The 26,646-nt window shown below is 64.8% G+C and carries 27 protein-coding genes; 7 read left to right on the top strand and 20 right to left on the bottom strand.

Translation table 11 applies throughout. From position 1 onward, the window contains the following. Positions 1–2 precede the first annotated feature (2 nt). Entirely contained in the window at positions 3–1,343 is a 1,341-nt protein-coding gene (locus JQ635_RS23300; RefSeq protein ID WP_211412121.1) for an MFS transporter, read from the bottom strand. Between the two features lie 208 nt (positions 1,344–1,551). On the opposite strand from JQ635_RS23300, the gene JQ635_RS23295 reads away from it, so the two are divergent. Next, positions 1,552–2,202: a TetR/AcrR family transcriptional regulator gene (locus JQ635_RS23295; protein ID WP_211412120.1), complete on the top strand. Its 651-nt coding sequence runs from the start codon at positions 1,552–1,554 to the stop codon at positions 2,200–2,202. A 177-nt stretch (positions 2,203–2,379) separates the two neighbouring features. Here the strand turns inward: JQ635_RS23295 and JQ635_RS23290 are convergent, their stop codons facing one another. The 6 genes from JQ635_RS23290 to JQ635_RS23265 form a co-directional block, all read right to left on the bottom strand. Beyond that, positions 2,380–3,165 (bottom strand): ABC transporter permease, encoded by a 786-nt coding sequence (locus JQ635_RS23290; RefSeq protein ID WP_211412119.1) that lies wholly within the window; start codon positions 3,163–3,165, stop codon positions 2,380–2,382. After that, the gene (locus JQ635_RS23285) at positions 3,162–3,974 is read right to left on the bottom strand and encodes an ABC transporter permease (protein ID WP_211412278.1); all 813 of its coding nucleotides are present in this window, start codon (positions 3,972–3,974) and stop codon (positions 3,162–3,164) included. The genes JQ635_RS23290 and JQ635_RS23285 overlap by 4 nt, the downstream gene beginning before the upstream one ends. A 69-nt stretch (positions 3,975–4,043) precedes the next feature. Further along, on the bottom strand, positions 4,044–5,090 hold the full coding sequence (locus JQ635_RS23280; protein ID WP_211412118.1) for an ABC transporter substrate-binding protein: 1,047 nt from the start codon (positions 5,088–5,090) through the stop codon (positions 4,044–4,046). Between the two features lie 27 nt (positions 5,091–5,117). Next, on the bottom strand, positions 5,118–6,425 hold the full coding sequence (locus tag JQ635_RS23275) for an NAD(P)/FAD-dependent oxidoreductase (protein WP_211412117.1): 1,308 nt from the start codon (positions 6,423–6,425) through the stop codon (positions 5,118–5,120). Positions 6,426–6,440: 15 nt separating this feature from the next. Continuing rightward, positions 6,441–7,157 carry an HAD family hydrolase gene (locus JQ635_RS23270; protein WP_211412116.1) on the bottom strand — a complete coding sequence of 239 codons (717 nt, stop codon included), beginning with the start codon at positions 7,155–7,157 and terminating at the stop codon, positions 6,441–6,443. A 35-nt stretch (positions 7,158–7,192) separates the two neighbouring features. Then, complete coding sequence (locus tag JQ635_RS23265) at positions 7,193–8,275, bottom strand: ABC transporter ATP-binding protein (RefSeq protein ID WP_211412115.1); 1,083 nt, start codon at positions 8,273–8,275, stop codon at positions 7,193–7,195. A 211-nt stretch (positions 8,276–8,486) separates the two neighbouring features. Here JQ635_RS23265 and JQ635_RS23260 point away from each other — a divergent pair, with 211 nt between their 5' ends. Beyond that, positions 8,487–9,425, top strand: a complete 939-nt coding sequence (locus JQ635_RS23260) for a LysR family transcriptional regulator (protein ID WP_211412114.1) — start codon at positions 8,487–8,489, stop codon at positions 9,423–9,425. A gap of 158 nt (positions 9,426–9,583) precedes the next feature. Here the strand turns inward: JQ635_RS23260 and uxuA are convergent, their stop codons facing one another. From uxuA to JQ635_RS23230, 6 genes are all read right to left on the bottom strand, one after another. Next, positions 9,584–10,771: a mannonate dehydratase gene (uxuA, locus tag JQ635_RS23255; protein ID WP_211412277.1), complete on the bottom strand. Its 1,188-nt coding sequence runs from the start codon at positions 10,769–10,771 to the stop codon at positions 9,584–9,586. 16 nt (positions 10,772–10,787) lie between these two features. After that, the gene (locus JQ635_RS23250; RefSeq protein ID WP_211412113.1) at positions 10,788–11,837 is read right to left on the bottom strand and encodes an L-idonate 5-dehydrogenase; all 1,050 of its coding nucleotides are present in this window, start codon (positions 11,835–11,837) and stop codon (positions 10,788–10,790) included. After that, positions 11,834–13,240: a TRAP transporter large permease gene (locus JQ635_RS23245; RefSeq protein WP_211412112.1), complete on the bottom strand. Its 1,407-nt coding sequence runs from the start codon at positions 13,238–13,240 to the stop codon at positions 11,834–11,836. Before JQ635_RS23245 ends, JQ635_RS23250 begins: the two co-directional genes overlap by 4 nt. A gap of 4 nt (positions 13,241–13,244) precedes the next feature. Continuing rightward, the gene (locus JQ635_RS23240; protein ID WP_211412111.1) at positions 13,245–13,823 is read right to left on the bottom strand and encodes a TRAP transporter small permease; all 579 of its coding nucleotides are present in this window, start codon (positions 13,821–13,823) and stop codon (positions 13,245–13,247) included. A 136-nt stretch (positions 13,824–13,959) separates the two neighbouring features. After that, a complete protein-coding gene (locus JQ635_RS23235) occupies positions 13,960–14,919 on the bottom strand; it encodes a sialic acid TRAP transporter substrate-binding protein SiaP (RefSeq protein WP_211412276.1) in 960 nt (319 codons plus the stop codon). Positions 14,920–15,008: 89 nt separating this feature from the next. After that, positions 15,009–15,818, bottom strand: coding sequence for a FadR/GntR family transcriptional regulator (locus JQ635_RS23230; RefSeq protein WP_211412110.1), 810 nt, complete (start codon positions 15,816–15,818; stop codon positions 15,009–15,011). A gap of 144 nt (positions 15,819–15,962) precedes the next feature. Here JQ635_RS23230 and JQ635_RS23225 point away from each other — a divergent pair, with 144 nt between their 5' ends. Beyond that, on the top strand, positions 15,963–17,447 hold the full coding sequence (locus JQ635_RS23225; RefSeq protein WP_211412109.1) for a mannitol dehydrogenase family protein: 1,485 nt from the start codon (positions 15,963–15,965) through the stop codon (positions 17,445–17,447). A gap of 110 nt (positions 17,448–17,557) precedes the next feature. Next, positions 17,558–17,965, top strand: coding sequence for a nuclear transport factor 2 family protein (locus JQ635_RS23220; RefSeq protein ID WP_211412108.1), 408 nt, complete (start codon positions 17,558–17,560; stop codon positions 17,963–17,965). A 68-nt stretch (positions 17,966–18,033) separates the two neighbouring features. On the opposite strand, the gene JQ635_RS23215 is transcribed toward JQ635_RS23220, so the two are convergent. Continuing rightward, positions 18,034–18,750: an HAD family hydrolase gene (locus JQ635_RS23215; RefSeq protein WP_211412107.1), complete on the bottom strand. Its 717-nt coding sequence runs from the start codon at positions 18,748–18,750 to the stop codon at positions 18,034–18,036. A 149-nt stretch (positions 18,751–18,899) separates the two neighbouring features. Here JQ635_RS23215 and JQ635_RS23210 point away from each other — a divergent pair, with 149 nt between their 5' ends. Next, positions 18,900–19,751 carry an SDR family oxidoreductase gene (locus tag JQ635_RS23210; protein ID WP_211412106.1) on the top strand — a complete coding sequence of 284 codons (852 nt, stop codon included), beginning with the start codon at positions 18,900–18,902 and terminating at the stop codon, positions 19,749–19,751. Between the two features lie 145 nt (positions 19,752–19,896). Here JQ635_RS23210 and JQ635_RS23205 read toward each other — a convergent pair whose 3' ends face one another. After that, positions 19,897–20,784, bottom strand: coding sequence for a dienelactone hydrolase family protein (locus tag JQ635_RS23205; protein WP_211412105.1), 888 nt, complete (start codon positions 20,782–20,784; stop codon positions 19,897–19,899). A 620-nt stretch (positions 20,785–21,404) separates the two neighbouring features. Between JQ635_RS23205 and JQ635_RS23200 the strand changes: the two genes are divergently transcribed. After that, the gene (locus JQ635_RS23200; protein ID WP_211412104.1) at positions 21,405–21,983 is read left to right on the top strand and encodes a MarR family winged helix-turn-helix transcriptional regulator; all 579 of its coding nucleotides are present in this window, start codon (positions 21,405–21,407) and stop codon (positions 21,981–21,983) included. Positions 21,984–21,997: 14 nt separating this feature from the next. Here JQ635_RS23200 and JQ635_RS23195 read toward each other — a convergent pair whose 3' ends face one another. Further along, positions 21,998–22,942: a hypothetical protein gene (locus tag JQ635_RS23195; protein ID WP_211412103.1), complete on the bottom strand. Its 945-nt coding sequence runs from the start codon at positions 22,940–22,942 to the stop codon at positions 21,998–22,000. Between the two features lie 823 nt (positions 22,943–23,765). Here JQ635_RS23195 and JQ635_RS23190 point away from each other — a divergent pair. Beyond that, the gene (locus tag JQ635_RS23190) at positions 23,766–24,536 is read left to right on the top strand and encodes a response regulator transcription factor (RefSeq protein ID WP_211412102.1); all 771 of its coding nucleotides are present in this window, start codon (positions 23,766–23,768) and stop codon (positions 24,534–24,536) included. Between the two features lie 204 nt (positions 24,537–24,740). Here the strand turns inward: JQ635_RS23190 and JQ635_RS23185 are convergent, their stop codons facing one another. From JQ635_RS23185 to JQ635_RS23170, 4 genes are read right to left on the bottom strand one after another with little or no spacing between them, the layout of a single operon-like run. Continuing rightward, positions 24,741–25,199, bottom strand: a complete 459-nt coding sequence (locus JQ635_RS23185) for a hypothetical protein (protein WP_018641232.1) — start codon at positions 25,197–25,199, stop codon at positions 24,741–24,743. Continuing rightward, a complete protein-coding gene (locus JQ635_RS23180; RefSeq protein ID WP_211412101.1) occupies positions 25,196–25,708 on the bottom strand; it encodes a flagellar biosynthesis protein FlgN in 513 nt (170 codons plus the stop codon). The genes JQ635_RS23185 and JQ635_RS23180 overlap by 4 nt, the downstream gene beginning before the upstream one ends. A gap of 41 nt (positions 25,709–25,749) precedes the next feature. Continuing rightward, positions 25,750–26,226: a rod-binding protein gene (locus JQ635_RS23175; RefSeq protein WP_211412100.1), complete on the bottom strand. Its 477-nt coding sequence runs from the start codon at positions 26,224–26,226 to the stop codon at positions 25,750–25,752. Beyond that, on the bottom strand, positions 26,223–26,642 hold the full coding sequence (locus tag JQ635_RS23170; protein WP_211412099.1) for a hypothetical protein: 420 nt from the start codon (positions 26,640–26,642) through the stop codon (positions 26,223–26,225). Before JQ635_RS23170 ends, JQ635_RS23175 begins: the two co-directional genes overlap by 4 nt. Positions 26,643–26,646: the final 4 nt, after the last annotated feature.

Genomic DNA, 26,646 nt, shown 5'->3' with positions numbered 1-26,646 from the left:
ACTCAAGCGCGCCGCTTGCCGAGATCGGCGATATCGACGGTGTGGGTTTCGCGCGCGGTCGCAGCAGCCACGGCCGAAATCACGCAGCAGCAGGCCACGAAGATCGCGACGGGAATCCACCCCTGAGGCCCCTCACCGACCAGGCTCGCGCTGACCAGCGGCGTGAAGCCGGCGGCGAGGAAGCCAAGCTGGGTGCCGATCGCCGTGCCGGAATAGCGCACGCGCGCCTCGAACATCTCCGCGTAGAACGACGGCCAGATCGCGTTCGGCGCGGCGTAGACGACACCGGACAGGATCATCGCAGCGGCGAAGATCGCGATCGTGTTGCCCGACGTCACCAGCATGAAATAAGGGAACAGCAGCACGGCGCAGCCGAGCACGCCGCCGATGAACACCGGCTTGCGGCCGATCTTGTCGGCGAGCAGGGCCCAGAGCGGCTGGGTGATCAGCGCGGTGACGTTGCCGAGCACGCCGGCCCACAGCATGGTCGGACGCGCCACGCCGAACTTGGACGTCGCGTAGCCGAGCGCGAACACGGCGGTCATGGTGCTGACGGTCGCGATCAGCGCGCAGACGATGACGCGCAGCACGTCGGGCCAGTAGTCGCGCAGCAGCGCGATCACCGGGAAGCGCGCGACCTGCGCCTTGTCCTTGATGTCCTCGAACACCGGCGTTTCCGGCATGGTCCGTCGCACCAGGTAGGCAACGACCAGCACGAAGAACGAGAGCAGGAACGGAATGCGCCAGCCCCAGCTCAAGAGCTGGTCTTCCGGCAGGCTCGACACCGGGATGAACACCAGCGTCGCCAGGATCGCGCCGGCCTGGGTGCCGCTCAGCGTCCAGCTCGTGAAGAAGGCGCGGTTGGAATTGGCGGAATGCTCCAAGGTCAGCGAGTTCGCCCCGCTCTGCTCGCCGGCAGCCGACAGGCCCTGCAACAGGCGCAGCAGCGTCAGGATGATAGGCGCGGCATTGCCGATCGATTTCGCGTCCGGCAACAGGCCGATCGCAAGCGTCGAGCCGCCCATCAAGACCAGCGTGAACAGCAGCACCGTCTTGCGGCCGATGCGGTCGCCGAAATGGCCGAGGATGACCGCGCCGACGGGCCGCGCGATATAGCCGATGCCGAAGGAGAGCAGCGCCAGCAGAGTCGCGGTCGAGGGATCGACATTGGCGAAGAAGACCTTTGGAAAGATCAGCGCCGCCGCGGTGCCGTAGATGAAGAAGTCGTAGTATTCGAGCATGCTGCCGACGAAGCTGACGAGCGCGGCGCGCTTGGGCAGCTTGTTCGGCATGGCTTCCGCGCTGGATGATGCGTGCAGCGGTGCGGTTGACGTCAACGTCATGAAATTCCTCCCCATGTGCGAGGTGCGGTTCGCGTCAGGCCGACCGCCTCACGCGCGTTGTTTCTTGTTTTTGTTGCCGCAACCTTGGTTTGGATCGATAATGTACGAACTAGTACGTTTATGCAATACGCGTTGGATCGCCGCCCAAAGGGGCGAAATTTGCCTTCACCTTCAAGGCGATCCATGGAAACTGGCGGAAGAAACAGCAATGCTCGAGCGCATGCCGCCCCCATCGAAGCGCACCAACGACCCCGAGCGCACCAAGCGCGACATCCTCGAAGTGGCGATGGCCGAATTCGCCTCGGAGGGCTATTCCGGCGCGCGCGTCGATGCGATCGCGGCGCGGACGCGCACGTCGAAGCGGATGATCTATTACTATTTCGGCGGCAAGGAGCAGCTCTACCTCGCGGTGCTGGAAGAGGCCTATCGCAGCATCCGCGCGCTGGAGGATCAGCTCGACATCGCAAGCTGCGACGCCCGCGAGGGCCTGCGCCGGCTGATCGAGGCGACCTTCGACCACGACGAGCGCAACCCGAACTTCATCCGCCTCGTCTCAATCGAGAACATCCACCACGGCAAGCACCTGAAGCAGAATGTGCAGCTGCGTCAGCTCAACGCCAGTGTGATTGCAACGCTCGACGGCATCCTCAAGCGCGGCCGTGAGGAAGGCGTCTTCCGCGACGACGTCGACGCCATCGACCTGCACCTCGCCATCTCCTCCTACTGCTTCTTCCGCGTCGCCAACCGCCACACGTTTGGGGCGCTGTTTGATCGTGACCTCAGCGAGCCCAGGGTACTGGCGAAGAGCCGGACGCAGATCGTGGAGATGATCTTGGCGTGGCTGGGGGCGAAGGGCTGAGGCTGCGACTGCGCGCTGCAGTCGAAAGCGGCCGCTGCATATTCAGTGTCGTCCTGGCGAAGGCCAGGACCCATAACCACCGAACATCGTTTGGCGAAGACTCCGGGTTACCAGAACCCGCCACAACATCTCCCTGGGGTAATGGGTCCTGGCTTTCGCCAGGACGACAGTACTCTCTCACCCACCCCTTTTCTGCCGCGTGCTCGCCAGCAGCACCAGCATGAAGGACGCCGCCGTCATCAGCGTCGAGATCGCGGCGATGGTGGGGTCGATCTCGTCGCGGAGCGCGGTGAACATGCGCTTGGTCAACGGCTGGTACTGGCCGCCTGAGATGAACAGCGCGACGATGGTCTCGTCCATTGCCGAGATAAAGGCGAAGATGCCGCCCGCGACCACGCTGGACTTGATCTGCGGCAGCGTCACCGCGAAGAAGCTGCGCAGGCGGTTCATGCCGAGGCTGCGCGCGACCATCTCCTGCGCGGGGTCGAAGCTCTGCAGGCCCGCCAGCACCGAGATGACGACATAGGGCAGGCCCAGCATCACGTTCGCCAGCACGAGCCCGGGCATGGTCGCGACCAGGCCGACCTTGGCATAGACAAAGAAGATGCCGACCGCGGTGATGATAATCGGCACCACCAGCGGCAGCAGCAGCGCCATGTGGAACAGCCGCATGATGCGCAGCTTCGACTGGCTGATGGCATAGGCGGCGGCCACCCCGAACGGGGTCGCGATCACCACGGTCAGCAGCGCGACCATCAGCGTCACCCGCGTCGCCTGCATCCAGGCCGCATTCGAGAAATATTGCTGGTACCAGCGCAGCGAGAAGGACGGCGGCGGGAAGGTCAGGAAGCGCGCGCTGGAGAAGGAAATCGGCGCGATGATCAGGACGGGAAGGATCAGATAGACCAGCACCAGCGCGCTGATCACGTAGAGGGCCATTCGTGCCGCCGAGACGCGCATCATTTCTGCCCCAATACGCGATCGAGCGAGATGAAGCGGCTGACGACGAAGAAGATCGCCAGCACGCTCAGGAGCAGCACCACGGCAACCGCGCTCGCAGCGCCGAACTGGTTGTAGAGCTCGACATTGCGGCTCACCAGCATCGACACCATCACGGTGCGCCCGCCGCCGAGCAGCTCCGGCGTGATGTAGAAGCCGAGGCAGAGCACGAACACCATGGTGCAGCCGGCGAGCACGCCCGGCAGCGACAACGGCAGGAACACCCGCATGAAGGTGAGCGACGGGCTTGCACCCAGGCTGGCACCGGCCTGCATCAGATCATTCGGAATCTTCTGCATGGTGGCATAGAGCGGCAACACCATGAACGGCAGCAGGATGTGCACGGTCGCGACCACCGTGCCGAAGGTGTTGTGGACCAGCGCGAGCGGCTCCGAGATCACATCGAGATAGCGCAGGAACTGGTTGATCACGCCGGTGCGCTGGAGCAGTGCCAGCCAGGCATAGGCGCGCACCAGCACGCTGGTCCAGAACGGCAGCACGACCAGCGACAGGATCAGGATGCTCCACCCTTTCGGCACCGAATTGGCGAGATAAGCCACGGGATAACCGAGCAGCAGCGCGATCACCGTGACCGCGAGGCTGATCTCGAAGGTCAGCGCAAAGCTGCGCCAGTAGACGTCTTCGGTGAAGACGCGGCGATAATTCTCCAGCGTGAAGCCGTCATGATAGATCGACTGCCAGGCGAGCCAGCCGACCGGCAGCACGATCAGGGCCAGGATCACCAGCAGCGCCGGCGACACCAATGCCAGCATCAGGCCGTGCTCGCGGCGCAGATGCTTCTTGGAGGGATCTGGCACGGATGTCGTCAACGCTGCCTTGCCTTACTTCTGCATGAACGACGCCCAGCGCTTCTCGGCGGCTTCGCCGGCCGGCGAGGACCACCAGGCATAGGACATCAGCGCCTGCTTGGCGGCGTTGGCCGGCTCGCTCGGCAACTGCGCGGCACGCTCGGGCTTGATTACGCTGGTCTCGAACGCCTTGGGGTTGCCCGGACCATAATCGATGTGCAGCGGCAGATTGGCCTGGTGCACGGGATCGACCGCCTCGTTGAGGAATTTCACCGCCGTCTCCAGGTTCGGCGCGCCCTTGAGGATGCAGAGCGAGGTGCTCTGCAGGATGCCCTGGTTGTAGGTGAAGGCGACCTTGGCGCCTTCCTTGGCGACGGCGCTGACGCGGCCGTTCCAGGCCATCTCCATGTCGACCTCGCCGTCATTGAGCAGCTGCGCCGACTGCGCGCCCGACGTCCACCACACCGTGATATGCGGCTTGATCTCTTCCAGCTTCCTGAAGGCGCGATCGACGTCGAGCGGGTAGAGCTTGTCGGGTGCGACGCCGTCGGCCATCAGCGCCGCCTCGAGCGTCGCGAACGGGTGATTGCGCAGCGCGCGGCGGCCGGGAAATTTCTTGACGTCCCAGAAATCGGCCCAGCTGTTCGGCGCGTCCTTCGGGAAGGTCTTCTGGCTGTAGGACAGCACGCTGGAATAGAACTCGTAGGACACCGAATAGGGACTGCGATAGGCCTCCGGCATCGCCGCGCCGTTTGGAATCTTCGAAAAGTCGAGCTTCTCGATCAGCCCCTGCTCGCCGCCGCGCAGGCAGTTGCCGGTCGGGGTGTCGACGACATCCCAGATCGGCTTGCCGCTGCCGACTTGCGTCTTGATCGCCGGCCAGGCGTCGGGAATGGAGTCCTGGTTGATGGTGATGCCGAGCTTTTTGGCGGAGGGATCGAGAATCGCCACCGTCTGCGCCTGCTGATAGGCGCCGCCCTGCGAGACGAAGGTGATCTGCTCTGCGGCATCCGCCGCGCTGGTCAATCCGATTGCGCCCAGCAACGCGCAGCCCAGTCCAAAATTGCGCTTCATCTTCATCCTCGCCTCCTCCATCGCCAAATGATCTCACCGACCGATCGCATCGAGAAACTGGTACCAGCCGGCGACCATGCGCACGGCGGGCTCGCGCAGCGGATAGAACGGGATAGCCTTCATCCGCCGCGCATCGAGCAGGCCGACATCGGGCGTCTCGCCGCGCGCGAAGGCGGCGAGATAGCGGCCCATCAGGCTCGACATCGCAACGCCGGCGCCGTTGTAGCCGACCGAAAACAGCGTGCGATCGTCGAGCCGGCCGATATGCGGCACCGAGTCCAAGGTCATGGCAACGAGGCCCGACCATTTGTATGCGAGCTCGATATCGGCGAGATCGGGGAAGATGCCGACCATCGCCTTGCGCAAGGCATCGAATGCGGCTTGCGAATCCTGCTTGCCGAAGGCGCCGCGGCCGCCAAAGATCACGCGGTTGTCGACCATGCGGAACCAGCGCATCATGCGCTTGGTCTCGGTGTAGGTGCGCCCCGTCGGCATCAGCCGCCCTGCGAGATTGCCGGGGAGTCGCTCGGTGGCGACCATGGCGCTGCGGAACGGGATCAGCGTGCGCTGCAGATGCGCGGTGGCGCCGGTCAGATCCGAATAGCTGTTGGTGGCGATGATCGCCTGTTTTGCGCGCACCGCGCCTTGCGGCGTCTCGGCGACGATGCCGTCCTTCTCACGCCGAAGCTTGACGACCGGCGACTGCTGGAAGATGGGGACGCCGCGGCTCGCCACACCATTTGCGAGACCACGCAGATAGTTCAGCGGATGGATCCCGCCCGAGCCGGGATTAAGCACGCCGCCAACAAAAATGTCGGAGCCGGTCTCCTCGCGCACGCCGCTCTTGTCGAGGATGCGGACCTCGGCCGAGCCCATCTCGCGCGTCATCCAGTTGGCTTCGTCGATCGCGGCCTTCAGCGTCGTCTCGTTATGCGCGGCCTTGACCTGGCCGGTGCGGGTAAGGTTCGCGCTGGTGATGCCGAATTCGGAGACGAGCTCCTCGACCATGTCGGTCGATTCATGCGCGATCTCGTACATGCGCCGTGCCATGGCGCGGCCATGCGCGGCGTCGATGTCGCGGAACGAGAGGCGGAATTTTGCGGTGATCACCCCGCCGTTGCGCCCGCTCGCGCCCCAGCCGGGGCGGTTCGCTTCGAGCACAACCGGCGCAAGGCCGCTCTTGGCGATGTGGTGTGCGGCGGAGAGGCCGGTATAGCCGGCGCCGATCATCACCACATCCGCCTGTTGCTCGCCCGACAGCACGGGATAGTCGCGCGCCGGCTCCGCCGTGGCTTCCCACAGCGAATTGACCGATGGCAGCGCGCTCCAGTCCCGTGTCATGCCACAGCTCTCCGTTTACGCCGCCGGACCGATCGCGGCGTCGGCGAGCGCCTTCATGGTCGGGAAATGGAAGTCCGGCTTGGTCAGCGTCTCCACCGCGGGCGTGCCGCCGAAGCCGGCGATGCCCTGGCGGCGCTCGATCCAGCACACCTTGTAGCCGAGCTTCCGCGCGATCCCGATGTCGTGATACTGGCTCTGCGCGACATGCAGGATATCGGACTGCTTGTAGCCGAAGGCGGACTGGCGGCCCTTGTTGTAGGCAAAGAATTCCGGGTTCGGTTTTGCAACGCCGGTGTCGTCGGCGCAGACGGTGTCGTCGAAGGGATTGCCGAGCGCATGCGCGTAGCACGACAGCGCGACCCGGTCGGCATTGGTCATGGCGACCAGACGGAACTTCGTGCGCAGACGCTTGAGCGCCTCGACGGAATCGGAGAATGGCCCCCAGCGCAGCACGGCGAGCTGGAAGACGTCGCATGAGGCGTCATCCGCCGGCAGCCCGAGTTCCTGCGCGAGATAGCGATAAACGTAGAACATCACCTCGCTCGAGCGCTCGTAATGCTTGTCACGGCCGCGCTTGTAGGATTCGAAAATCTTGTCGTCGCTGAGCTCGGCCGGCGTCTTGCCCGAGATCCTGCGCACCGCGGAGAGCACGCCGGTCTCGAAATCGATCAAGGTGCCGACGACGTCGAAGGTGAGGACCTTGAAATTGCTGAACGCGGCTTGGGTCGACATATCGTTTCTTCTCTCGGGTTGGATGAGGCTGAAGTTCAGTCCCCCACCCTGGGGACGACAATCGTGTCCTCGGGGTGAAGGGTCACGGTGAGGCTGCCGCCGAGCGGCGGAATGCGGTGATAGGCCTGGTGGTAGCTCGGCTGGCGCAGGCTGAGCGCGATGCCGTCGGCGAGCGCGAGGAAAATGCGCAGGCTCTCGCCCTGGTAGACGATGTCGGTGACCGTTCCGGTCAGCCGGTTGCAGGCGGCATCCTGCGCGCCGTCGTCGATCAGCAGCTTTTCGCTGTGCACGGCGAGCATCAGGGCATCGCCATCGGGAATGGCGCGCGCGCTGCGCAGCAAGGCATTGCCGAGCGCGACGCTGGAAGTATCGACCCGGCGGACGGGCAGCATCGTCGCTTCGCCGATGAAGCTGGCGACGAAGGAATCGGCGGGATGATCGTGCAGCCGCGCCGGCTCGTCGATCTGGACCAACCGGCCGTCCTTCATGACGGCGACGCGGTCGCTCATGGTCAGCGCCTCGCGCTGGTCGTGAGTGACGTAGATGATGGTGGCGCCGATGCGCTTGTGCAGCGCCCGCAGCTCGATCTGCATGGATTCGCGGAGCTGCTTGTCGAGCGCGGACAACGGCTCGTCCATCAGGATCAACTGCGGCTCGAAGATCATGGCACGCGCGAGGGCGACGCGCTGGCGCTGGCCGCCGGAGAGCTGCGCGATGCCGCGCTCTTCATAGCCGGCGAGGCCGACCATGCTGAGCGCCGCGCGCACCTTGTCGGGCCAGGAGGATTTCGGCAGGCGCCGCGCGCGCAGGGGAAAAGCGACGTTCTCGCCGACGCTCATATGCGGAAACAGCGCGTAGTTCTGGAACACGACGCCGATGTCGCGCTTGTGCGGCGGCATGTAAGTGACGTTGCGGCCCCCGAACAGAATTGTTCCCGACGTCGGCAGGATGAAGCCGCCCAAAATGCCGAGCAGCGTGGTCTTGCCGGAACCGGAGGGGCCGAGCAGCGAGACGAATTCACCGGCGCCGACATTGAGCGAAACGTCGTCGAGGGCGCGAACGGCGCCATAGGCCTTGCTGGCGGACCTGATCTCGACGCTTTCCGCTCGCTTGTCCAACGATCGTCCTCGCCATGTCCCTTTGCTGGCGTGCCTCACTGCGCGCCATAAGCCTGCTTTATAGACAGGGGTTTGGAGCAATCACGGCCGAAGCGTGCGCTGCACCAAATCTTCTCTCGAAGGCCCTGTCTTTAGGCTGTCATCCTAATGACACCAGACTTGCGAAAACTCGGCAATTGCCAAATTCTCACCGCGCCCATAACATGACGTTATGCCCGAGCTCCGCCGCATGCTGCCGTCCAGCAACGCCCTGTTCGTCTTCGACGCGGCGGCGCGCAATGGCAGCTTCACCGCAGCGGCCGCCGAATTGAACGTAACGCAGCCGGCGGTGAGCCGGATGCTCGGCCAGTTCGAGGAGCATCTCGGCGTTCGCCTGTTCGATCGCAAGGCGGGCCGCGCGGTGCTCACCGAGGAAGGCGAGCTGCTCTATCGCCGCGTGCTCGAAGGCTTCCGCAGCATCGAGAGCGGGCTCGTCGAGATCGAGCGGCGCCGCAAAGGCACCGAGACGGTGACGCTGTCGGTCTCCTCCGCCTTCACCACGCATTGGCTGATGCCGCGCATCGACAAGCTGCAGAAGCAGTTTCCGCAGGTCGATCTGCGCTTCCAGCTTATCTCCGGCGCGCTGCGCGGGCCGGTGGAGAATGTCGATCTCGGCATGCGCTTCCGCGATCGCGAAGAGCCCTCCTCCGGCGGCACGCTGATCATGAGGGAAGCGATGCTGCCGATGTGCAGCCCCGGCTACCTCGGTGAGACCGATCCGGCCGAGGGCAACACCATCATCCGCCTCGCGGAGACGCCGGGCGACTGGGCCGCGGATTACGCATCGCTTCTCACCGGGCGCCGCGGTGCGGCCAAGGCGCTCAGCTTCACCGACTATGCCGTCGTGGTGCAGGCCGCGCTGCTCGGCCAGGGCATCGCGCTCGGCTGGCTGACGGTCACCTCGCACTGGCTGCTCACCGGCGCGCTGGTGCCGGCCTCCGATACGCTCACCACCACGCGCCGTATCTGCGAATTCCTGCCGCCGCGCAACCGTCCCATGCGCCCGATCGCCGCCGAGATCCGCGAATGGATCATCGCGCAGATGAAAAGCGAGATCGCCGCGATCGACCGGCTCTATCCGAAGCTCGGCGCGATGGACGCTTGCTACTAGCTGCTCCCTCGCCCCGTTCTTACGGGGAGAGGGTCGGGGTGAGGGGCTGCTTCCACAATCACGGTGAGAGACGGACTCGCGGAGAGTCCCCCTCACCCGGATTGCACCTTCGATGCAATCCGGCCTCTCCCCGCAGGCGGGGAGAGGCGAAGAGTCCTCTACCGATGCTCGATCGCCCTGATCGCGCCGCGCAGTTCGGCGAGGCCGCGCAGGCGGCCGATGGCGGTGTAGCCGGGATTGGTGCGCTTGGTGGCGGCGAGATCGTCGAGCATGCGGTGGCCGTGGTCGGGGCGGAAGACGATTCTCTTGTCCGGCGAACGCCGCGCGTTCTCCTTAAGCAGCACCTTGAGCACCGCGACCATGTCGACGTCGCCATCGAGATGATCGGACTCGTAGAACGACAGCCCGTCCGCTTCGCGCTTGGTTGCGCGCAAATGGGCGAACGCAATGCGCGGACCGAAGCGTTCGGCCATCTCGGGCAGGTTGTTCTCAGCCCGCACGCCGAGCGAGCCCGTGCACAGGCAGATGCCGTTCGCCTTCGACGGCACGGCATCGAACAGCGCCTGATAGTCGTCGGCGCTGGACGCAATGCGCGGCAGGCCGAACAGCGGCCGCGGCGGATCGTCTGGATGCAGCGTCAGGGAGACGCCGAGCTGCTCGGCGACCGGCGCGACACGCGCGAGGAACTCAGCGAGATGCTGCCGCAGGATTTTTGGCGTGATGTCGCGATAGGTCTCGAGCCGGTCGCGGAATTGCGGGATCGTCATCGGCTCGGTGGTCGAGCCCGGCAGCGCGCTGGCGATGACCATGACGAGATAGTCGATATCGGCCTGGCTCATCTTCTCGAACAGAGCTTTCGCGCGCGCCTGCTGCTCGGGCGAATACTCCTGAGCAGCCGCCGGGCGCGTCAGGATATGCAGCTCGAACGCGGCAAAGCGATCCTGGTCGAAGCGCATGGCGCGCGCGCCATTCGGCAGCTCCCATTCGAGGTCGGTGCGGCACCAGTCCACGACCGGCATGAAATTGTAGCAGATGATCTTGATGCCGGAGGCGGCCACCGCCTCAAGGCTCGCGATCCACGCCTCGATCGACTTCGTCGCCTTGCCGCCCAGACGTTTGACGTCGTCGGGGATCGGAATCGATTCCACCACCGACCACGTCAGCTTTGAGCGGCCGGGCTGGCCGTTCTCGATGAAGTTCTTGCGTTCCTCGACCGCCTTGCGCGTCCAGGCCTCCCCGATCGGCACCTGATGCAGCGCCGAGACGATATCGCTCGCCCCGGCCTGCCTGACGTCGTCGAGCGAGACCGGATCATCGGGCCCGTACCAGCGCCATCCTTCGAGCATCATGTGCAATCTCCGATCAGTTCGCAGTCAGCACGACCTTGACGCTCTGCGAGCGGTCGAGCGCCAGCCGCAGCGCATCAGGCGCGGTCGACAGCGGCCGCTCCGCGGTCACCAGCGACAGCACGTCGACGCTGCCGTTGCCGATCAGTTCCACCGCGGTCATGAACTCGAAGCCGAAGCGGAACGAACCGCGCAGGTCGATCTCCTTCGCCATCACCGCATTCGACGGCGTCGGGATCTGGCCGCCCGGCAGGTTGCCGATCTGCACCACAACGCCGCCGCGCCTGACGATACCGATCGCGCTGGCAAGGCCCGCGGCCGTGCCCGAGACCTCGAAGGCGACGTCATAGGGGCGCGCGGCGGCCTGCGCCTTCAGGCCTTCCTCGCCGGCGGAGACGTTCTCGACATGGGAGGCGCCGAGCTTGGTCGCAAAGGCCAGCGGCGCCGGCGCGATGTCGGCGACCGTAACGTCGGCCATGCCGGCGCGGTGCGCGGCGAGCATGGTCAGAAGCCCGATCGGGCCGGCACCGAAGATGATGCCGCGCTTGCCCTCGACATTTCCGGCGCGTGCGACCGCATGCAGGCAGACCGAAAGCGGCTCGGCGAGCGCCGCGGCCTGGTAGGAGACGTGATCCGGGATCTTCACGCACTGCGCCGGGATCGCGTCGAAGTAATTGGCGAAGCCGCCCTGCATGTGCGGCGTCTTCGAGGCCGAGCCCATGAAATAGATGTTCTCGCACAGGTTCGGCCGGCCCTCGCGGCAGGCGCCGCAATGGCCGCACCAACGCGACGGGTTGACGGCAACGCGGTCGCCGACCTTCAGATTGGCGGCGGCGCCGGAGATCTCCACGACCTCGCCCGAGATCTCATGGCCCAGCACCAGCGGCGACTTCACCACGAAGTCGCCGGTGCGGGCATGGCGGAAGTAGTGCATGTCCGAGCCGCAGATGCCGCCGGCGCCGAAGCGGATGCGCACCATGCCCTGGCTAAGCTTCTCGAGCGGATGCTCGATCATGCGCAGGTCTTCGGGGCCGAACAGGGTTGCGGCGAGAGCAGTCGAGGTCATTTGGAGAGTCCCATGTATTTAGGCAGCCAGAGGGTCAGGTCGGGAATGTAGGTGATCGCGATCAGCGCGAGCATCAGCGGCACCAGCCAGGGCAGGATCGCGACCGTCGTGCGTTCGACCGAGAGCTTTGCGACGCGGGCGAGCACGAACAGCACCATGCCGAGCGGCGGATGCAACAGGCCGATCATCAGGTTCAGCGTCATGATCAGACCGAAATGGATCGGATCGATGCCGAGCTTGAGCACGATCGGCAGCAGGATCGGCACCAGGATGGTGATCGCCGCCGTGGTGTCGATGAAGCAGCCGACGAACAGGATCAGCACGTTGGCGAGCGCCAGGAACACCCATTTGTTGTGGGTGATGCTGAGCATCCAGTCCGACAGCATCTGGGCGGCCTGCGACACCGTCAGCAGCCAGGCGAAGATCGAGGCTGCGGTCACGATGAACAGCACCGAGGCCGTGGTCTCGATGGTGTCGAAGGTCGCCTTGGCAACGGTCCGGAACGTCATGGTCCGGTAGCGCACGAGACCGAGGAACAGCGACCAGATCACCGCGGCGACCGCGGCTTCGGTCGGCGTGAACCAGCCGAGCGTCATGCCGCCGATCAGGATCACCGGCGCCATCAGCGCCATCACCGCCGAGAAGTCGAAGTACCAGTCGATGATCAGCAGCGTGCCGAGACCGATGACGACCGCCATGTTGACCGACATGCCGGCCAGCACCATCAGCCAGATCGCCATCGGGAAAGCAAGCACGATGGCAATCTCGAGCCCGGCCGAGCCGAGCTGCGGCCAGGAGAACGGGGTGTCGCTGCCCCATTTGTTCTTGTGCGCGAAATAGGTGACGGTCGCCATCATCAGCAGCGTCATGACGATGCCCGGGATGACGCCACCCAGGAACAGCGCGCCGATCGAGACGTTCGCCATCATGCCGTAGATCACGAAGGGCAGCGACGGCGGAATGATCGGCCCGAGCGTTGCGGACGCCGCGGTGACGCCGACCGAGAATTCGGTGGAGTATCCGTGATCCTTCATCGCCTTGATCTCGATGGTGCCGAGGCCGGCAGCATCCGCGATCGCGGTGCCCGACATGCCGGAGAAGATCACCGAGCCGATAATGTTGACGTGGCCGAGGCCGCCGCGCATCCAGCCGACCAGCGCGACCGCGAACTTGTAGATGCGGCCGGTGACGCCGGCGATGTTCATGAGATTGCCGGCCAGGATGAAGAACGGCACGGCGAGCAGCGGAAAGCTCTCGACGCCGGCGATCATGCGCTGCGCCAGCGTGACATCAGGCGTCACGCCGCTGACCAGGATGTAGAGCAGCGACGACGCGGCCATGGCGATCGCCACGGGAACGCCGAGCAGCATCAGGATGAGAAAGCCTCCAAGCAACAGCAACATGACGTTACCCTTCAAAACCGTCGTAGGCGCCGGGACGTTCGAGGATCGAATAGCCCTGTCGCAGATGTTCCAGCGCCACCTGCACCGAGCGCACGAACATCAGCACGAAGCCGGCCAGCACGGCGTAGTAGACGTAGTCCTTAGGCAAATTGATCGTGGTCATCGATTCATCGCCGATGATCTGGATGTAGACCCAGACCAGCTTGATGGCGTAGCCGAAGAAGGCGATCCGGATCAGGTCGATCGCCGTGGACAGCACGCGCGCCACGAGGCGCGGCAGATAGCGGTAGATCAGGTCGACCTGGATATGCCGCGACAGCCGCACGCACATCGAGGCGCCGATGAAGACCACGCCGATCAGGCAGTAGGTCGCGATCTCCTCGGTCCAGGCATAGCTGTCGTTGAGCACGTAGCGGGTGAAGAACTGGAGGAAGACGGCAAGCGCCATCACCCAGAAGATCGCCAGCGCCACCCAGTCCTCGAAAGCATAGACGCCGAGATCGACCTTGGGCGTCGCCTCTTCCTCGAAGGTGTGGGCGATCTCGTCCGCGGTGATCTGCCGGTGTATTTCGGCGGTCGACATGGGGTTTCTCCCTCAAAACTCACTCACGTCGTTCCGGGGCTCGCGAAGCGAGAACCCGGAACCTCGAGATCTCAGGTGCGCAATTGCGCACCGTAGGTTCGGTCCTGCGGACCGCCCCGGGATGACGACTACGTCGTCACTTCACTTCCTGGATCCGCTCCCAGTCGGCCTTGCGGTAACCGAAGGTCTCGAACGCAACGTTCTTCAGCACGATGTCGCGGAACTCGTTCTTGTCGACCTCGGTCACGGTCAGGCCCTTCTCCTTGAAGAAGGCGACCAGCTTGGCCTCGTTCTGCTTGATCTCGGCGGTCGCCTTTGCGGCTGCCTCCTGCGCGACGTCGGTGAAGATCTTCTTGTCCTCGTCGGAGAGCTTCTTCCAGAGCGCGCCCGCGACCACCGTGTTGAGGTGGTCGACGATATGGCCGGTCAGCACGATATGCTTCTGCACCTCGTAGAACTTCTTGGCCTCGATCGTGGTCAGCGGGTTCTCCTGCGCCTCGACGGTGCCGTTCTGCAGCGCGAGATAGACTTCGGCGAACGCGATCGGCGCGGTGTTGGCGCCGCAGGCGCGCGGCATTGCGAGGTAGGCCGGAACGTCGGGCACGCGCATCTTCAGGCCCTTGAGGTCGGCGCAGCTCTTGATCGGCTTGTTCGACGAGGTCTGGCGCACGCCGTAATAGGTCACCGCGACGATGTGGTGGCCGCTCTTGTCCTCATAGCCCTTGGCGAGCTCCTTGAAGATGTCGCTTTTGGTGTAGGCGAGGAGATGGTCCGAGTCGCGGAAGGTGTACGGATAATAGGTCACGCCGATCGGCGCGAAGCTCTTGGCCGCGAAGCTCGAGCCGGAGATGATGATGTCGACCGAGCCGAGCGAGAGGCCCTGGTTGATGTCGGCTTCCTTGCCGAGCTGCGAGGCCGGATAGACGTCGACGGTGTAGCGCCCGTTGGTGCGCTTGCCGATCTCCTGCGCGGCCCAGACCGAAGCGGTGTGGAACGGCTCCGAGGTCTCGTAGACATGGGCCCATTTGAGCTTGGTCTGCGCCATGCCGGCCTGGGTGGTGGCAAACATCGCCGCGGCAGAGACCGCGAGCATCATCGTCATCTTCTTCAACACTGACTTTTCCTCCATCGTTCAAGTCTGCTTCTTGTTCGCCCGCACCTTAAGCGGATGCGGGCCGCCCAATCTCATCGCCGTCGCGTGCTGCTGCTCGCGGCCCGCGTCTTCTTCGCTGCCGGTTTTGATGGCTTTGCCGGCGCTCGCACCGTGCGGCCGCGGTCCGAAACCGGCCCCGCCGCGCTCTCGGCGCCGAAATTCTGCGCAAAGCGCTCCTGGGAACGCGCCAGATGATCGCGCATCGCCTTGCGTGCGGCGTCCGGATCATGCGCCGCAATCGCGTCGCGCACGGCGCGGTGCTCGTCGAGCGCGGTGCGCCACGTGCCCGGGCTCTCGAAATAATGCGCAAGCTTCGCGAAATAGGGATTGAGACGCTGGTCGAACAGCTCGCCGACCACGCGCACCAGAACGGCATTGCCGAGGCTTCCGGCGATCGCGACATGGAACGCGCGGTCGTGCACCATCGAGGCTTCGCCGGGATGCTCGACATTCTCCATCGCCAGAAGCGAGGCGTCGATGCGGGCAAGATCTTCTTTGGTCGCGACGCGCGCGGCCTGCTCGGCGATGGCGCTTTCCAGGAATTCGCGAGCGCGCAACAGCTCGAACGGCCCCTCGATGACGGAAGCCGGCGCAGGCGCCGCAACGGCGGCAGGCTCGATCACATAGATGCCGGACCCGACGCGGATACGGAGGCGGCCTTCGACCTCGAGCGCGATCAGGGCTTCGCGCACCGTCGGCCGCGACACCTTGAGCTGCTCGGCGAGCTCGCGCTCGGTGGGCAAGCGGCTGCCGACCGCGTACTCGCCGCTGTCGATCAGGCTTCGCAATTGATCGGCGACCTGGCGATAAAGCCGTCTCGCCTCCACAGCTTCCAGCGGCACGCTGGTCCTCCCGGAAGGGTCGCGCGGGGTCGTCGAAACCCGCGGCCCGCCAATTTTTGGAAAATTGGTCTTACCAATTGACCGGAGCATTGACCGAGGACGGGCGCCATGTCAAGCAGCGGCAAAGCAACGGGGAGACGTCCTATGCGCCCAAGTTCAGCGCGTCTTGGCCGCGCCAATCTCGACCGGCTGCCATCTGGCATCCGCCGCCCGGCCTATGACCGCTCGCGCGTCACGCCCGGCATCGTGCATCTCGGCCTCGGGGCCTTTCATCGCGCACATCAGGCCGTCGTCATCGACGATTGCCTTGCCAAGGGCGCCATGTCCTGGGGCATCGTCGGTGCGAGCCTGCGCAACCCGGATACGCGCGACGCCCTCGCCCCGCAAGATCATCTCTATACTGTTGCTGTCCGCGCCGCCGAAGGCACTGAGCACCGCGTCATTGGTGCCCTGCTCGACAGCGTCGTCGCGCGCGAGAAGCCGGCAGCGCTGGTCGAACGTATGGCCGATCCCGCCATCCGCATCGTCTCGCTCACCGTCACCGAGAAGGGCTACTGCCACACCCCGCAGACCGGCGATCTCGACGAGCGGCATCCTGATGTCGTGCACGACCTCAACAATTTTGACGCGCCGCGCTCGGCGCCCGGCTTCATCGTGGCCGCGCTGGCGCGCCGGCGCGCACAGGGTCTCGCCCCCTTCACCGTGCTGTGCTGCGACAACCTCGCCGCCAACGGTCACACCGTGCAGCGGATCGTGACGCAGTTCGCCGCGCTCCGCTCCAAGGATCTCGGCAAGTGGATCGCCGATGCGGCTGCCTTTCCCTGCACCATGGTCGACCGCATCGTGCCGGAGACGACGGATGCTGACCGGGATGCGGTCTCGAACGCGCTGGGTTTCCGCGACGCCTGGCCGGTCATGACCGAGCCGTTCACGCAATGGGTGGTGGAGGATCGCTTCACCGCGGGCCGGCCCGACCTCGCCGCCGCCGGGGTCGAGCTCGTCACCGACGTCAAGCCGTTCGAGCTGATGAAGCTGCGGCTGCTCAACGCCAGCCATTCGGCGCTCGCCTATCTCGGCTATCTCGCCGGCTATGAGACCATCGCCGACACCATGCGGGATCCGCACTTCGCGCGCCTCGCCGCGCGCGTGATGGAAGAGGCCGCGGTGACGCTGACGATGCCTGCAGGTACGGACCTCGCCGCCTACCGCGCCTCGCTGCTCAAGCGTTTTTCCAACCCGGCGCTGCACCATCGCACCTGGCAGATCGCGATGGACGGCTCGCAAAAGCTGCCGCAGCGCCTGCTCGGCGCGATGCAGGATCGTCTCGCGAGGGGCCTGCCGATCGCGACCCACGCGCTCGCGGTTGCCGGCTGGATGCGCTACGTCACCGCGCTGGACGAGCACGGCCGCGCCATCGACGTGCGCGATCCCCTTGCCGCCGAGTTCGCGGCCCTCGCACGCGAGGCCGGTCCCGTGGCCGAACGGCTCGCGCCGGCCCTGCTCGGGGTCGAGAAGGTGTTCGGACCGCTGGGCACCGAGCCGCGCCTGCGCGAGGCTGTCACTGCGGCGCTCGGCCGTCTCTATCAGGATGGCGCGCGACGAGCGGTTGAGACGCTTTTTTCGGCCTGATCACAAAGCAGGCAGCGGCGACCTCAATGCTGCACTGCGGTCAAAATCGAACGCAAAATCAAACGCAAGTCGCGCTTGATTTTTGCCTGTCATTGCCTCACCCGAGAGGCATGGCACAGGACAGCAAGGTCATCGCCGCGAACGCGGCCTTCTATGCCGCCTTCTCCACCGGCGACGTCGCCGGCATGGAGCGGATGTGGGCGGACGACGACGCCATCTCCTGCATCCATCCCGGCTGGCCGGCCATCATCGGGCGCGCCACGGTGATCGGAAGCTGGCGCGACATCCTGCAAAACCCGCAGCGGCCGCAGATCGTCTGCGCCGAACCGCAGGCCATCGTCGACGGCGACAGCGCCCGCGTGCTCTGCATCGAGATCGTCGACGGCACCGCTTTGGCGGCTGCGAACCATTTTCGGCGCGTCGGCGACGGCTGGCGCCTGGTACATCACCAGTCGAGTCCAATCGCCCAGATTGTCGAGCAGGCTGAGGACGATAGAACGAGCCGCCGCGTGCACTGAACGCGGTGGACACGCGAGCGTGATCTACTGTGCATGGGGTTGTTTTCCGACTTTTTTTGTTGGGGACCTCATCCGAGCCCCGACAGATCGTCCAGCACCACCCGCGCCGCGCTGAAATCGTCGTCCCGGAAGAACATGCTGCGAGTGATCAGAACCGGGATGTTCGCCCGCGAGGCCGCAATCAGCCCGTTGGCGGAATCCTCGATCGCAACGCACGTCGCAGGCTCGAGCTTCAGCCGCGCCAGGATCTCGAGATAGACGTCCGGCGCCGGTTTCTTGTGCCTGACATCGTCGCCGGCGACGATCGCGTCGAAGTCCGCGGCCCAGCACGTCCCCAGCGCCTGTGACAGCAGCGCATCGATGTTGCCATGCGAGGTGGTGGTCGCGATCGCGAGCCGCTGCCCGCGCGCCTTCGCCGCAGCGAGCAGCTCCGCCACGCCCGGCCGCAACGGGCAGCAACCGGTCTCGATCAGCTCGGTGTAACGCGCGGTCTTGATGCGGTGAAGCTCCGCAATGTCTGCATCCGACAATGGCGGGGCAATGCCCAGCCTTGCGTGATAGGCGCGCATGCGCTCCTTGCCGCCCGTCACCCGCAGCAGGTCCTTGTAGACGGCGCGGTCCCATTGCCAGTCGAGACCCACGCGAGCGAAGGCATGGTTGAAAGCCTGCCGATGCAGCTCCTCGGTCTCGGCCAGCGTGCCGTCGACATCGAAGATCAGCGCGCCGGCGCACCGGATCAGATCCGCAGCGCCCGGTGGCGCTATGGTCGCCGCGTCTGCCGGCATGATCGACGCCTCCCTCCCGGTGATACGCGACCATCGCCCGCACTGGCGGCCGGGACAAATCGCAATATCTTTTGCCAGACCCAAAAATCTCTTATGAGCGAAGGACGCGCAGCTGGCGCGACGGGAACTCCGACCTGCACGGAAGACGCATGCGGCTCTTCATCCTCGGCCTCGGCTACAGTGCCCGGCATTTCGTCCGCAAGTTCGGCGGGGCCTTCTCGCATGTCGCCGGCACCGTGCGTGATCCCGAGGAGCGAACCGACCTGCCGGATATCGAGGTGCATGCCTTCTCCGGCAGCCGTCCAGCTGACGCGACGCTCGAACGTATCGGCCACGCCGATGTTCTTCTGGTCTCGATCCCGCCCGGCAGCGGTGGCGATCCCGCACTCGCGGCATTCGGCGACGTGCTGGCGGAAGAGCGCCAGCGCAAGATCATCTATCTCTCGACCATCGGCGTGTATGGCGATCACGCGGGCAGCTGGGTGGACGAGAGCACGCCGCCACAGGCCGCCTTCGAGCGCACGCGCCTGCGGCTCGCGGCAGAGCAGGCCTGGTCCAACGGTGGGTACGGCAATGTCGCGATCCTGCGGCTTGCCGGCATCTATGGTCCCGGCCGCAATGCGCTGGTGACGCTGCGCGCCTGCACGGCCCGGCGCATCATCAAGCCGGGGCAGGTCTTCAACCGCATCCACGTCGACGACATCGCGAGCGCGATCATGGCCGCGATTCAGCACGGAAGCGGCGGCACCTGGAACGTTTGCGACGATGAGCCCACACCGCCGCAGGACGTGATCGCCTATGCCGCGCAGCTCATGGGCGTTGCGCCGCCGCCGGAAGAGGCGTTCGAGACGGCCGAGATGTCGGCGATGGCGCGCAGCTTCTATGCCAGCAGCGCCCGCGTCTCCAACGCGAAATTGAAGCGCGAGCTCGGCGTCAAATTGGCTTATCCAACCTATCGCCACACCCTGGATGCACTCTGGCGCGCAGGCGAAGGACGATAGGTTCCGGCACGCCCGGCGTCTCCCAGACATGCCCTGCCCGCGCTTGACTTCGCTCCAGCGCGATCGCCATGATCGCGGCGATGACGAAGTGACCGCGTCTCGATAAGGAAAGGGCGGCCACTCGGGCCGCCCTCCAAATTCGGCGTCAGCTCAACACGCCGTACTTCTTGAACCAGGCCTCGGCCTGCTTCCACGCATCGTCCGCCGCGTCCCTGCGATAGCTGCCGCGATAGTCAGCATGGAAGCCGTGCGGCGCTTCGGGGTAGATCTTGAACTCGGCCGTCTTCTTGTTCTGCTCGAGCGCCGCCTTGAGCTGCTCGACCTGGGCGACGGGAATGCCGGTATCGGCGCCGCCATAGAGGCCGAGCACCGGCGCCTTCATCTCCGGGGCCAGCTGCATCGGGCTCTTCGGCCACAGCGGATTGGCGGGGTCGACCACAGTGCCATAGAAGGCCACACCGGCCTTGAGCGTGCCGCTGTGGGCGGCATATCCCCAGACGGTGCGGCCGCCGCGGCAGAATCCGATGATGCCGAGCTTCGCCGTGTCGCCACCCTGAGATCCCGCCCAGGCCGCCACCGCGTCGAGGTCGGACAGCAGTTCGGCATCCGGCTTGGAGTTGACGACCGGCAAGAGGTCCTTGACCTCGGTGACCCTGGTCAGATCGACGCCTTTGCGGAAGTAATAGTCGGGCGCGATGGCAAAGGCGCCGAGCTTGGCGAGGCGCCGCGTCACGTCCTTGATGTATTCGTGCAGGCCGAAAATCTCCATCGCCACGATGATCACCGGCGCCTTGCTGTTGCCGGCCGGGCGGGCGAAATAGGCGGGCATCTCCTCGGAGCCGACCTTGATCCTGGCGTCGCCGGCCTGGAGGCCGTTGGTATCCGTCGTGATGATGTCGGCACGGACCGGACCGGCCGCGAGCGTGTAGCCAGCGGCGACGGCCGCGGTGGCACTCATGAATCCGCGGCGCGAGAGCGGGGCGACTTTCGTCAGCCCGACGACGTCGGATGTCATGGTGGTTTCAAAGCTCATCGGTCTTTCCCTTCCTGCTTCCCATGCTGTGCCCTTGGGGCGCCGCATTCGCCGATAGTTGCCGGGCAAACGCAAGTCACCAGCCTGCGAGGGACCTCGCCTCATCCCCTCGTCGGCGCGAGCACCGGCGTCTCTCGGCAGCCTCCGTCCGCCGGGGACTGATCGTGTGCAGGCTTTAACCGCGTGGCCACACTGCGGCGCAACATCCATTAACCCAAGATTGTGGTTCTCCCGCCCCACTCCGCGCGGTCAGAAGCTGCAGCCCCGCCGCCGCTTCGCGCATTTCGAAACGCTTCGCCGCAACAAATGGGCTGTGCAGTGGCCGCAACGACACATCATGTTGCCCGGATGCTGCGCGCCATCGGATTCCGCCGCGTGAAGCGCAGTCATTTGACTGAAATTTTCGGAAGAGTTGAGCCGTGTGATTCACCCGAACTTTCTTTGTGACGCTCTAGTTCCACGGCCGGAAGTTCCATCTCCGGCAACGGAGAAGCGTCTTCCAGGCGCGCTCAGCCGTCCGGCCAAGGACGAAGGAGCGCCCGAGAGCTTCATTGTCGTCCACCCAGATTGCGCTACCCAAAGGCTCAATTGAATAAAGCTTTATCCGATCCGGAATTGAAATGAACTTGGCTCGTGAATCGATTGAACTGGTGGAGCAGGTCGCACGGATCCTGTGGTTCGAAGGCACCAAGCACGGCTTGCGCGATCGCGAGTGGATGGCGCTGCGTTTCCTCTCCCGCGCCAACCGGTTTTCGCGCACGCCCTCGGCGCTCGCGAGCTACGTCGGCACCACGCGCGGCACGGCCTCGTTCATCATCGGCGAGCTCGAACGGCTCGGCTATATCGAGCGGAAGCGCTCGGCCAAGGACAAGCGGTCGGTGATGCTGAGCGTCACCCAGCAGGGCAAGAAGTTCCTGGCGCGCGACCCCGTCAGCGTTCTCGTCGAGGCGATTGCCGTGCTCGACGAAGAAGCCAAGATCCGCTTCCGCGACGCGCTCCGCCACGTGTTGGATCAGTCCGACGCGGCCGAGCAGCGGCACCATACCGACGTCTGCAAGCGCTGCATCTTCCTCCGGGAGGATCGCACCAGTGCGGACGGCAAGACGACGGTCGAATTCTCCTGCCGCCTGTTTCGCGCGCCGATCGCGGAGCCCGAAGTCGAGCTGCTCTGCACCAGCTTCGAGCATCACCGCCAGTAGACGGCAGGCCCCGATCAGGGCGTAGCCTTGCGCGACGAATAGATGACGCCGCCGCTGGTTTCCACCACCAGGCGACCGTTCTCGCTCCGGATCTCCTCGATACGGCCAAGGCCGGGCACCTGCTGTCCCAGCACGGCCTCGATGACGCCGTTCGGACTTTGCAGGATCGCGATCCCCTCATAGGCCTGGCGCACCGACCAGCCCTTGACCAATTTTCGCGGCGCCGCCGTACGTTCTGACGCAGGCACCGAACCCGTGAATTCCGGAGCGGCGACCGAGGCCATCATCGGCATCGTCGGCGAGGACGGCTGCGAAGCGACGGTCGCCGGCGCCGGAGCCTGGGCTTGTGCCTGGGCGAGCTTGTCGAGCTTCACTGTGGAGGACGAGCTCACCCGCTCGATGCGGTCGAGATTCTCGGCGAACCTGCCGAAGCGGTCATTGGTCGCCTTGCTGGATTGGTCGACCGCGGTCCGCAGGCCGTCGAGATTTTCGGACACGCCCGACACCTGCTTGCGCAGCTGGGCGACCGTCTCGCGCAGATTCCTGATCTCGGCATTGGCCGCGACATTGTTCTGGGCGGGCTGCGTGGTGAGATAGGCGATCACGCCGGTGCAGGCGCAGACCACCAGGATGGCGGCGACCGCCAATGTCGCGAGCGGCACCACCCAGGTCGGACGGGGCGGCGGCGGCTTGGCCACGATCACGGCCGGCTTGATCACGGCCGGCGCCGGCTTGGGTATTGCCATCTTGTCGAGGCGCGCCTTGGCGCGAATGCGCTTCAAGCCCTCGAGCGCCTCTTTCGCCAGAGTTTCGTCGTTCGCCGCAGCCGACATGCGCTTTGCACTTGCTGCGGGCTTGGTCGCTTGCGTCGCGTTTATCTTGGGTGCTTCCGGAGCCGGCTTCGCCGCCGCGGCAACATCGGCGGTTGCGCCGGGACGAGCTTGTCCATCGGACGACATGTGAAAATGCTCCGTTCGCTTCGATCTATCGAGCGACGAATTTATTTGTCGAAGCTTGCCTGAAACGTGCGCATCGAAAACTTTTCATCACGCACGATGCGACGCCGAATGAGTCAAAAGCGCCACGCACACGGCGAGAGTGCGACTCGAAAGACACACACTCGCCAAGATTTCGCCAAGCTGGAGTCGCCGTGCCACACATGAGTCGAATTGTCGCATGTGGAAATCCGGTGGACAAAGTCAATCCGGGGTTGAAAACCCCTCCCTATGCGTGACCCACAGCACCACCCAAAATAGCTGTAATTATACAGGGATGCGGAACTATAGACCCAGCACGGTGCAAAACTAGTTCGGAATCCAAATCAACTGGTGCAACTGGATATATCAAGAAACAACTCGTAACAAACCAACAGCATCAAACACGCATAGCAACCGCTTTGTTACGCGCGCTTGATCGGGAATCGGCAATTGTTACGGTCCTACTCAAGTGATTCTCGCCAGTTGGCGAGGAGATCGGCAAAGTTCAGTAGCGTTCGGACGCAATAGGCAACTTGGCGCAACTGTTCTAGGTCGCTGTCTCAATCCGCCCCGCGAGGTGATTCGTAAGACACCCGCCGGGCCTCACGCAGTAAGCGTTCAGTATCGAGTCGAAGTAACAGGCCCGCGGAAAACGCAGGCACTGAATGCGTAGGGCTGCCCGCGAATATCGAAACCATAACAACGGTTCGCGGGATGGAAATATCGTCAAACAGCATGGTCGCCGAGCCGGTGCATCACAACAACCTGCCGGCCGCGACACGTGCGAAACAGGGGCGAAAGACTGATGTATATTATCGTTGATGATCGCGAGAGCGTCACGAACAGCTACGTTGGAGGGCTCGTTCGCGAAGGCGTATCGTCGATCGGCTTCTCCTCCGGAGAATTCTGGGACTGGCTGCAATCTGCGAGTGAATCGGACCTGGCAGCGGTCGACGCCTTCCTCCTCGGGGATTGCGACGCCCGCGGAAGCCTGCCGCGGGCGATGCGCAAGCGCTCCTCGGCTCCCATCATCGCCATGAGCGGCCAGAAGATGCTCAAAAACACGCTGGAGCTGTTCGAAGCGGGTGTCGACGACGTCGTGCACGTGCCGATTCATCTCCGCGAGATCCTCGCCCGAACGGCTGCGATCGCACGCCGCCGGGTCGGCGAGCTGCCGAGGCCCTGCGAGACCAGGATCCAGGTCTTCTTCAACGGGCGTGACCCCGAAATCGCGGGCCACGCCCTCACCCTGCCCCGCCGCGAACTGCGCATTCTCGAATATATGGTCAGCAACCACGGCAAGTGGATCACCAAGACGCAGATCTTCAACGCGGTCTACGGCATCTTCGAGTCCACCTTCGACGAGAGCGTGATCGAGAGCCACGTCAGCAAGCTGCGCAAGAAGCTCCGCGACCGCCTCGGCTTCGATGCGATCGTGGCCCGGCGCTACGTCGGATACCGCCTCAACATCCCGGCCGGCGAAACCCTCGAAGTGCCGATGCAGGAGCTCGACGAGGTCGGCATTCTCCTCAACAGGGCGCATGCCGCGCCGGCGGCGTATCCGGCCGGAAACTGACGCGGCAGGGCGCTGCCACGAAACCGACAACGGCCTCCGCGGAGCCTCTTCGCGGAGGCCGTTGCATTTTCAGGCCGCGTGCGGAACGCAGGCCTTGCACCGCGGGCGCAGCCGCAGCGGGCGCGACGAGATGAGAATGGTGCCTCAGGATATCATTCGGACGTGACGCTTCCGGAAAGCCACCTCACGCCTGTCCGGTGAAGCCTACGGCTTCGACTGGAATTCTTCCTTGGAGACGTAATTGAAGTCCTCGACCAGGACGTCCTGGACCACGTCGGCCTGCATCCGCTCGTTGACGCGCTGCTTGATGGCCGTCGTGAGGATCGAGAGGTCGTAGCGGGCGAGCTTCCTGAAATCGAGGCGGTCGTCGGCATAGATCCTGCGGAACGCCTCGTCGACGACGAACGGCTCCGGGGGAACATTGAGCTGGTGCATGGTCCGCGCCTCCACGGTGTAGACGAAGCGTGCGACGATATAGCCCTGCACATTGCCGTTCTCGACCATGGGCACGCTCAGCGCCCGCGTCTTCTGGTACTGGAGCCCGTCGAGATAGGCGTCCTTTGCCGGCAAAAGGCTGCCGTTTTCCTTCCAATAGGCCACGGCGTAGCTCGTGCCTGCCGTGAGGATACAGACCCAAAGCCCGGCCAGCACAAGTCTGATCATTTTCCGTCCTGCGCTGTGCGACCGGTATAGGTCCCGTCCGACTCGGCATCCTTGATGGCCTTGACGATGATCGATGCAACCTCGCGCACCGCGTCGTAATGCATCTCGAGGACAGACCGGTTACGCTCGAGCTTCTCGCGCAAACGCTGGATCTCCTCGGTGATCTCGACCTCGCTGCCGAGATGCATCCGTGCCCGCATCAGGCGAACGAACTCCAGCATGCTCCGGCTCTTGCGGGCGCTGAAGTCGTCGAAATCGATCTTCTTGCCCGTCGTGAGCGCGACCGTCTCTTCCTCGACGATGCTTTCGAGCCGGCGGATCGACGCCAGCAGGCCGCGCACCTCGTCCGATCTCGCCGCCTCGGCGCCGTCGATCACCGCCTCGCCGCCGACATTCGGCAGCAGCACGGGCAACAGCGCATCGGGAGATGCCGCAGCAAACGTCATCGCCTCGGTGTCCACGACCGGCTGCTCCATCACCAGGGCTGCCGCGCCTTCTTGTGCCTGCATAGGAAATTCACCCCTCAACTTCTGTCACCCATTCCGGATCATCATCCGGCCTTCCCCGTAACGTCAGGCCCCGCCGGATTTGCTGCGGCGAGTTGCTTCGCTATGCCAATGCCCTTGCCCTTTGCGAGCTGGGCACCCAGTTGCTCCGCCAGCATCGACTTCCAGACGCTGCCCGCGGTCCCCTTGCCGAACAGCTCCTCGGACTCCTTCGGCAGCATCGTTTCGACGAAGCTCTGGAGGATGAAGGCTTCGAACTTCCGGTAGACCTCGCCGGATGCCGGCGCCTTGATCACCTGCACCGGCGCCCCGTTCACCGCCCCCGACTGTGCTTCGACGACCTTCGCCGCGGATTGATCGGCAGCCGCCGCGGCCTTGCCGACCTCGGCGTCCATCGTGGCGGCGAAATCGGCGCCCGACGATTTCAACGCGTCGAGCTTTGCGGTCGCCGCGCGCTGCGTCACGGGATCGGCAGCCTCGAGGACATCGAGGACGAGGTCGGGTGTGGCTGTCACGATCATGTCTTGGTCCGGCTGGCTGGCCGCGGCGTCCACGCGCGCACGGTAAGGCTTGTTCCCGTGATTTCCTCGAGCGAGCGCTTTTCGGCGTCGCGAAGCTTCTCCGCGAGCGCCGCCTTGGCGACTTCCTCGAGCTGTTTCACACGGCGGGTCTCGAGGCGAACCTGGTCGAGCTGCCGCGAGGCCTGCTCCTTCACGGCGCGCGCGCCGACGCTTGTCCGGTTGAGCCGCCGTGCGATCGAATCGCTCGACGATCCAGCCGGCGGCTTGCCCTCGTTCAGCGCGCCGACCAGCCATTCCTGCTCGTCCTGCAGGCTGCGCTCCTGCTGCCGCAGGTGCGCGAGCTGCCATTCGGACAGCCGGAGCTGGAGCTTTACCAGCGAGACCATCCGACCAAGCTTGTCCGCGCGCGACTTCATGATC

This window comes from Bradyrhizobium iriomotense (assembly GCF_018130765.1).
GTDB classification, from domain to species: domain Bacteria; phylum Pseudomonadota; class Alphaproteobacteria; order Rhizobiales; family Xanthobacteraceae; genus Bradyrhizobium; species Bradyrhizobium iriomotense_A.
This window is presented reverse-complemented; position numbering and strand designations above follow the sequence as displayed.

What these genes read in the sequence shown, in the direction of transcription:
- JQ635_RS23260 (WP_211412114.1), top strand. Translation starts at nt 8,487, where the DNA reads ATGCCCGAGCTCCGCCGCATGCTGCCGTCCAGCAACGCCCTGTTCGTC.
- JQ635_RS23180 (WP_211412101.1), bottom strand. Translation starts at nt 25,708, where the DNA reads ATGCAGGCACAAGAAGGCGCGGCAGCCCTGGTGATGGAGCAGCCGGTC.
- JQ635_RS23205 (WP_211412105.1), bottom strand. Translation starts at nt 20,784, where the DNA reads ATGAGCTTTGAAACCACCATGACATCCGACGTCGTCGGGCTGACGAAA.
- JQ635_RS23250 (WP_211412113.1), bottom strand. Translation starts at nt 11,837, where the DNA reads ATGACCTCGACTGCTCTCGCCGCAACCCTGTTCGGCCCCGAAGACCTG.
- JQ635_RS23210 (WP_211412106.1), top strand. Translation starts at nt 18,900, where the DNA reads ATGCGGCTCTTCATCCTCGGCCTCGGCTACAGTGCCCGGCATTTCGTC.
- JQ635_RS23200 (WP_211412104.1), top strand. Translation starts at nt 21,405, where the DNA reads ATGAACTTGGCTCGTGAATCGATTGAACTGGTGGAGCAGGTCGCACGG.
- JQ635_RS23225 (WP_211412109.1), top strand. Translation starts at nt 15,963, where the DNA reads ATGCGCCCAAGTTCAGCGCGTCTTGGCCGCGCCAATCTCGACCGGCTG.
- JQ635_RS23245 (WP_211412112.1), bottom strand. Translation starts at nt 13,240, where the DNA reads ATGTTGCTGTTGCTTGGAGGCTTTCTCATCCTGATGCTGCTCGGCGTT.
- JQ635_RS23240 (WP_211412111.1), bottom strand. Translation starts at nt 13,823, where the DNA reads ATGTCGACCGCCGAAATACACCGGCAGATCACCGCGGACGAGATCGCC.
- JQ635_RS23175 (WP_211412100.1), bottom strand. Translation starts at nt 26,226, where the DNA reads ATGATCGTGACAGCCACACCCGACCTCGTCCTCGATGTCCTCGAGGCT.
- JQ635_RS23275 (WP_211412117.1), bottom strand. Translation starts at nt 6,425, where the DNA reads ATGACACGGGACTGGAGCGCGCTGCCATCGGTCAATTCGCTGTGGGAA.
- JQ635_RS23290 (WP_211412119.1), bottom strand. Translation starts at nt 3,165, where the DNA reads ATGATGCGCGTCTCGGCGGCACGAATGGCCCTCTACGTGATCAGCGCG.
- uxuA (WP_211412277.1), bottom strand. Translation starts at nt 10,771, where the DNA reads ATGCTCGAAGGATGGCGCTGGTACGGGCCCGATGATCCGGTCTCGCTC.
- JQ635_RS23270 (WP_211412116.1), bottom strand. Translation starts at nt 7,157, where the DNA reads ATGTCGACCCAAGCCGCGTTCAGCAATTTCAAGGTCCTCACCTTCGAC.
- JQ635_RS23185 (WP_018641232.1), bottom strand. Translation starts at nt 25,199, where the DNA reads ATGATCAGACTTGTGCTGGCCGGGCTTTGGGTCTGTATCCTCACGGCA.
- JQ635_RS23220 (WP_211412108.1), top strand. Translation starts at nt 17,558, where the DNA reads ATGGCACAGGACAGCAAGGTCATCGCCGCGAACGCGGCCTTCTATGCC.
- JQ635_RS23195 (WP_211412103.1), bottom strand. Translation starts at nt 22,942, where the DNA reads ATGTCGTCCGATGGACAAGCTCGTCCCGGCGCAACCGCCGATGTTGCC.
- JQ635_RS23300 (WP_211412121.1), bottom strand. Translation starts at nt 1,343, where the DNA reads ATGACGTTGACGTCAACCGCACCGCTGCACGCATCATCCAGCGCGGAA.
- JQ635_RS23235 (WP_211412276.1), bottom strand. Translation starts at nt 14,919, where the DNA reads ATGATGCTCGCGGTCTCTGCCGCGGCGATGTTTGCCACCACCCAGGCC.
- JQ635_RS23190 (WP_211412102.1), top strand. Translation starts at nt 23,766, where the DNA reads ATGTATATTATCGTTGATGATCGCGAGAGCGTCACGAACAGCTACGTT.
- JQ635_RS23280 (WP_211412118.1), bottom strand. Translation starts at nt 5,090, where the DNA reads ATGAAGATGAAGCGCAATTTTGGACTGGGCTGCGCGTTGCTGGGCGCA.
- JQ635_RS23285 (WP_211412278.1), bottom strand. Translation starts at nt 3,974, where the DNA reads ATGCTGGCATTGGTGTCGCCGGCGCTGCTGGTGATCCTGGCCCTGATC.
- JQ635_RS23170 (WP_211412099.1), bottom strand. Translation starts at nt 26,642, where the DNA reads ATGAAGTCGCGCGCGGACAAGCTTGGTCGGATGGTCTCGCTGGTAAAG.
- JQ635_RS23295 (WP_211412120.1), top strand. Translation starts at nt 1,552, where the DNA reads ATGCTCGAGCGCATGCCGCCCCCATCGAAGCGCACCAACGACCCCGAG.
- JQ635_RS23215 (WP_211412107.1), bottom strand. Translation starts at nt 18,750, where the DNA reads ATGCCGGCAGACGCGGCGACCATAGCGCCACCGGGCGCTGCGGATCTG.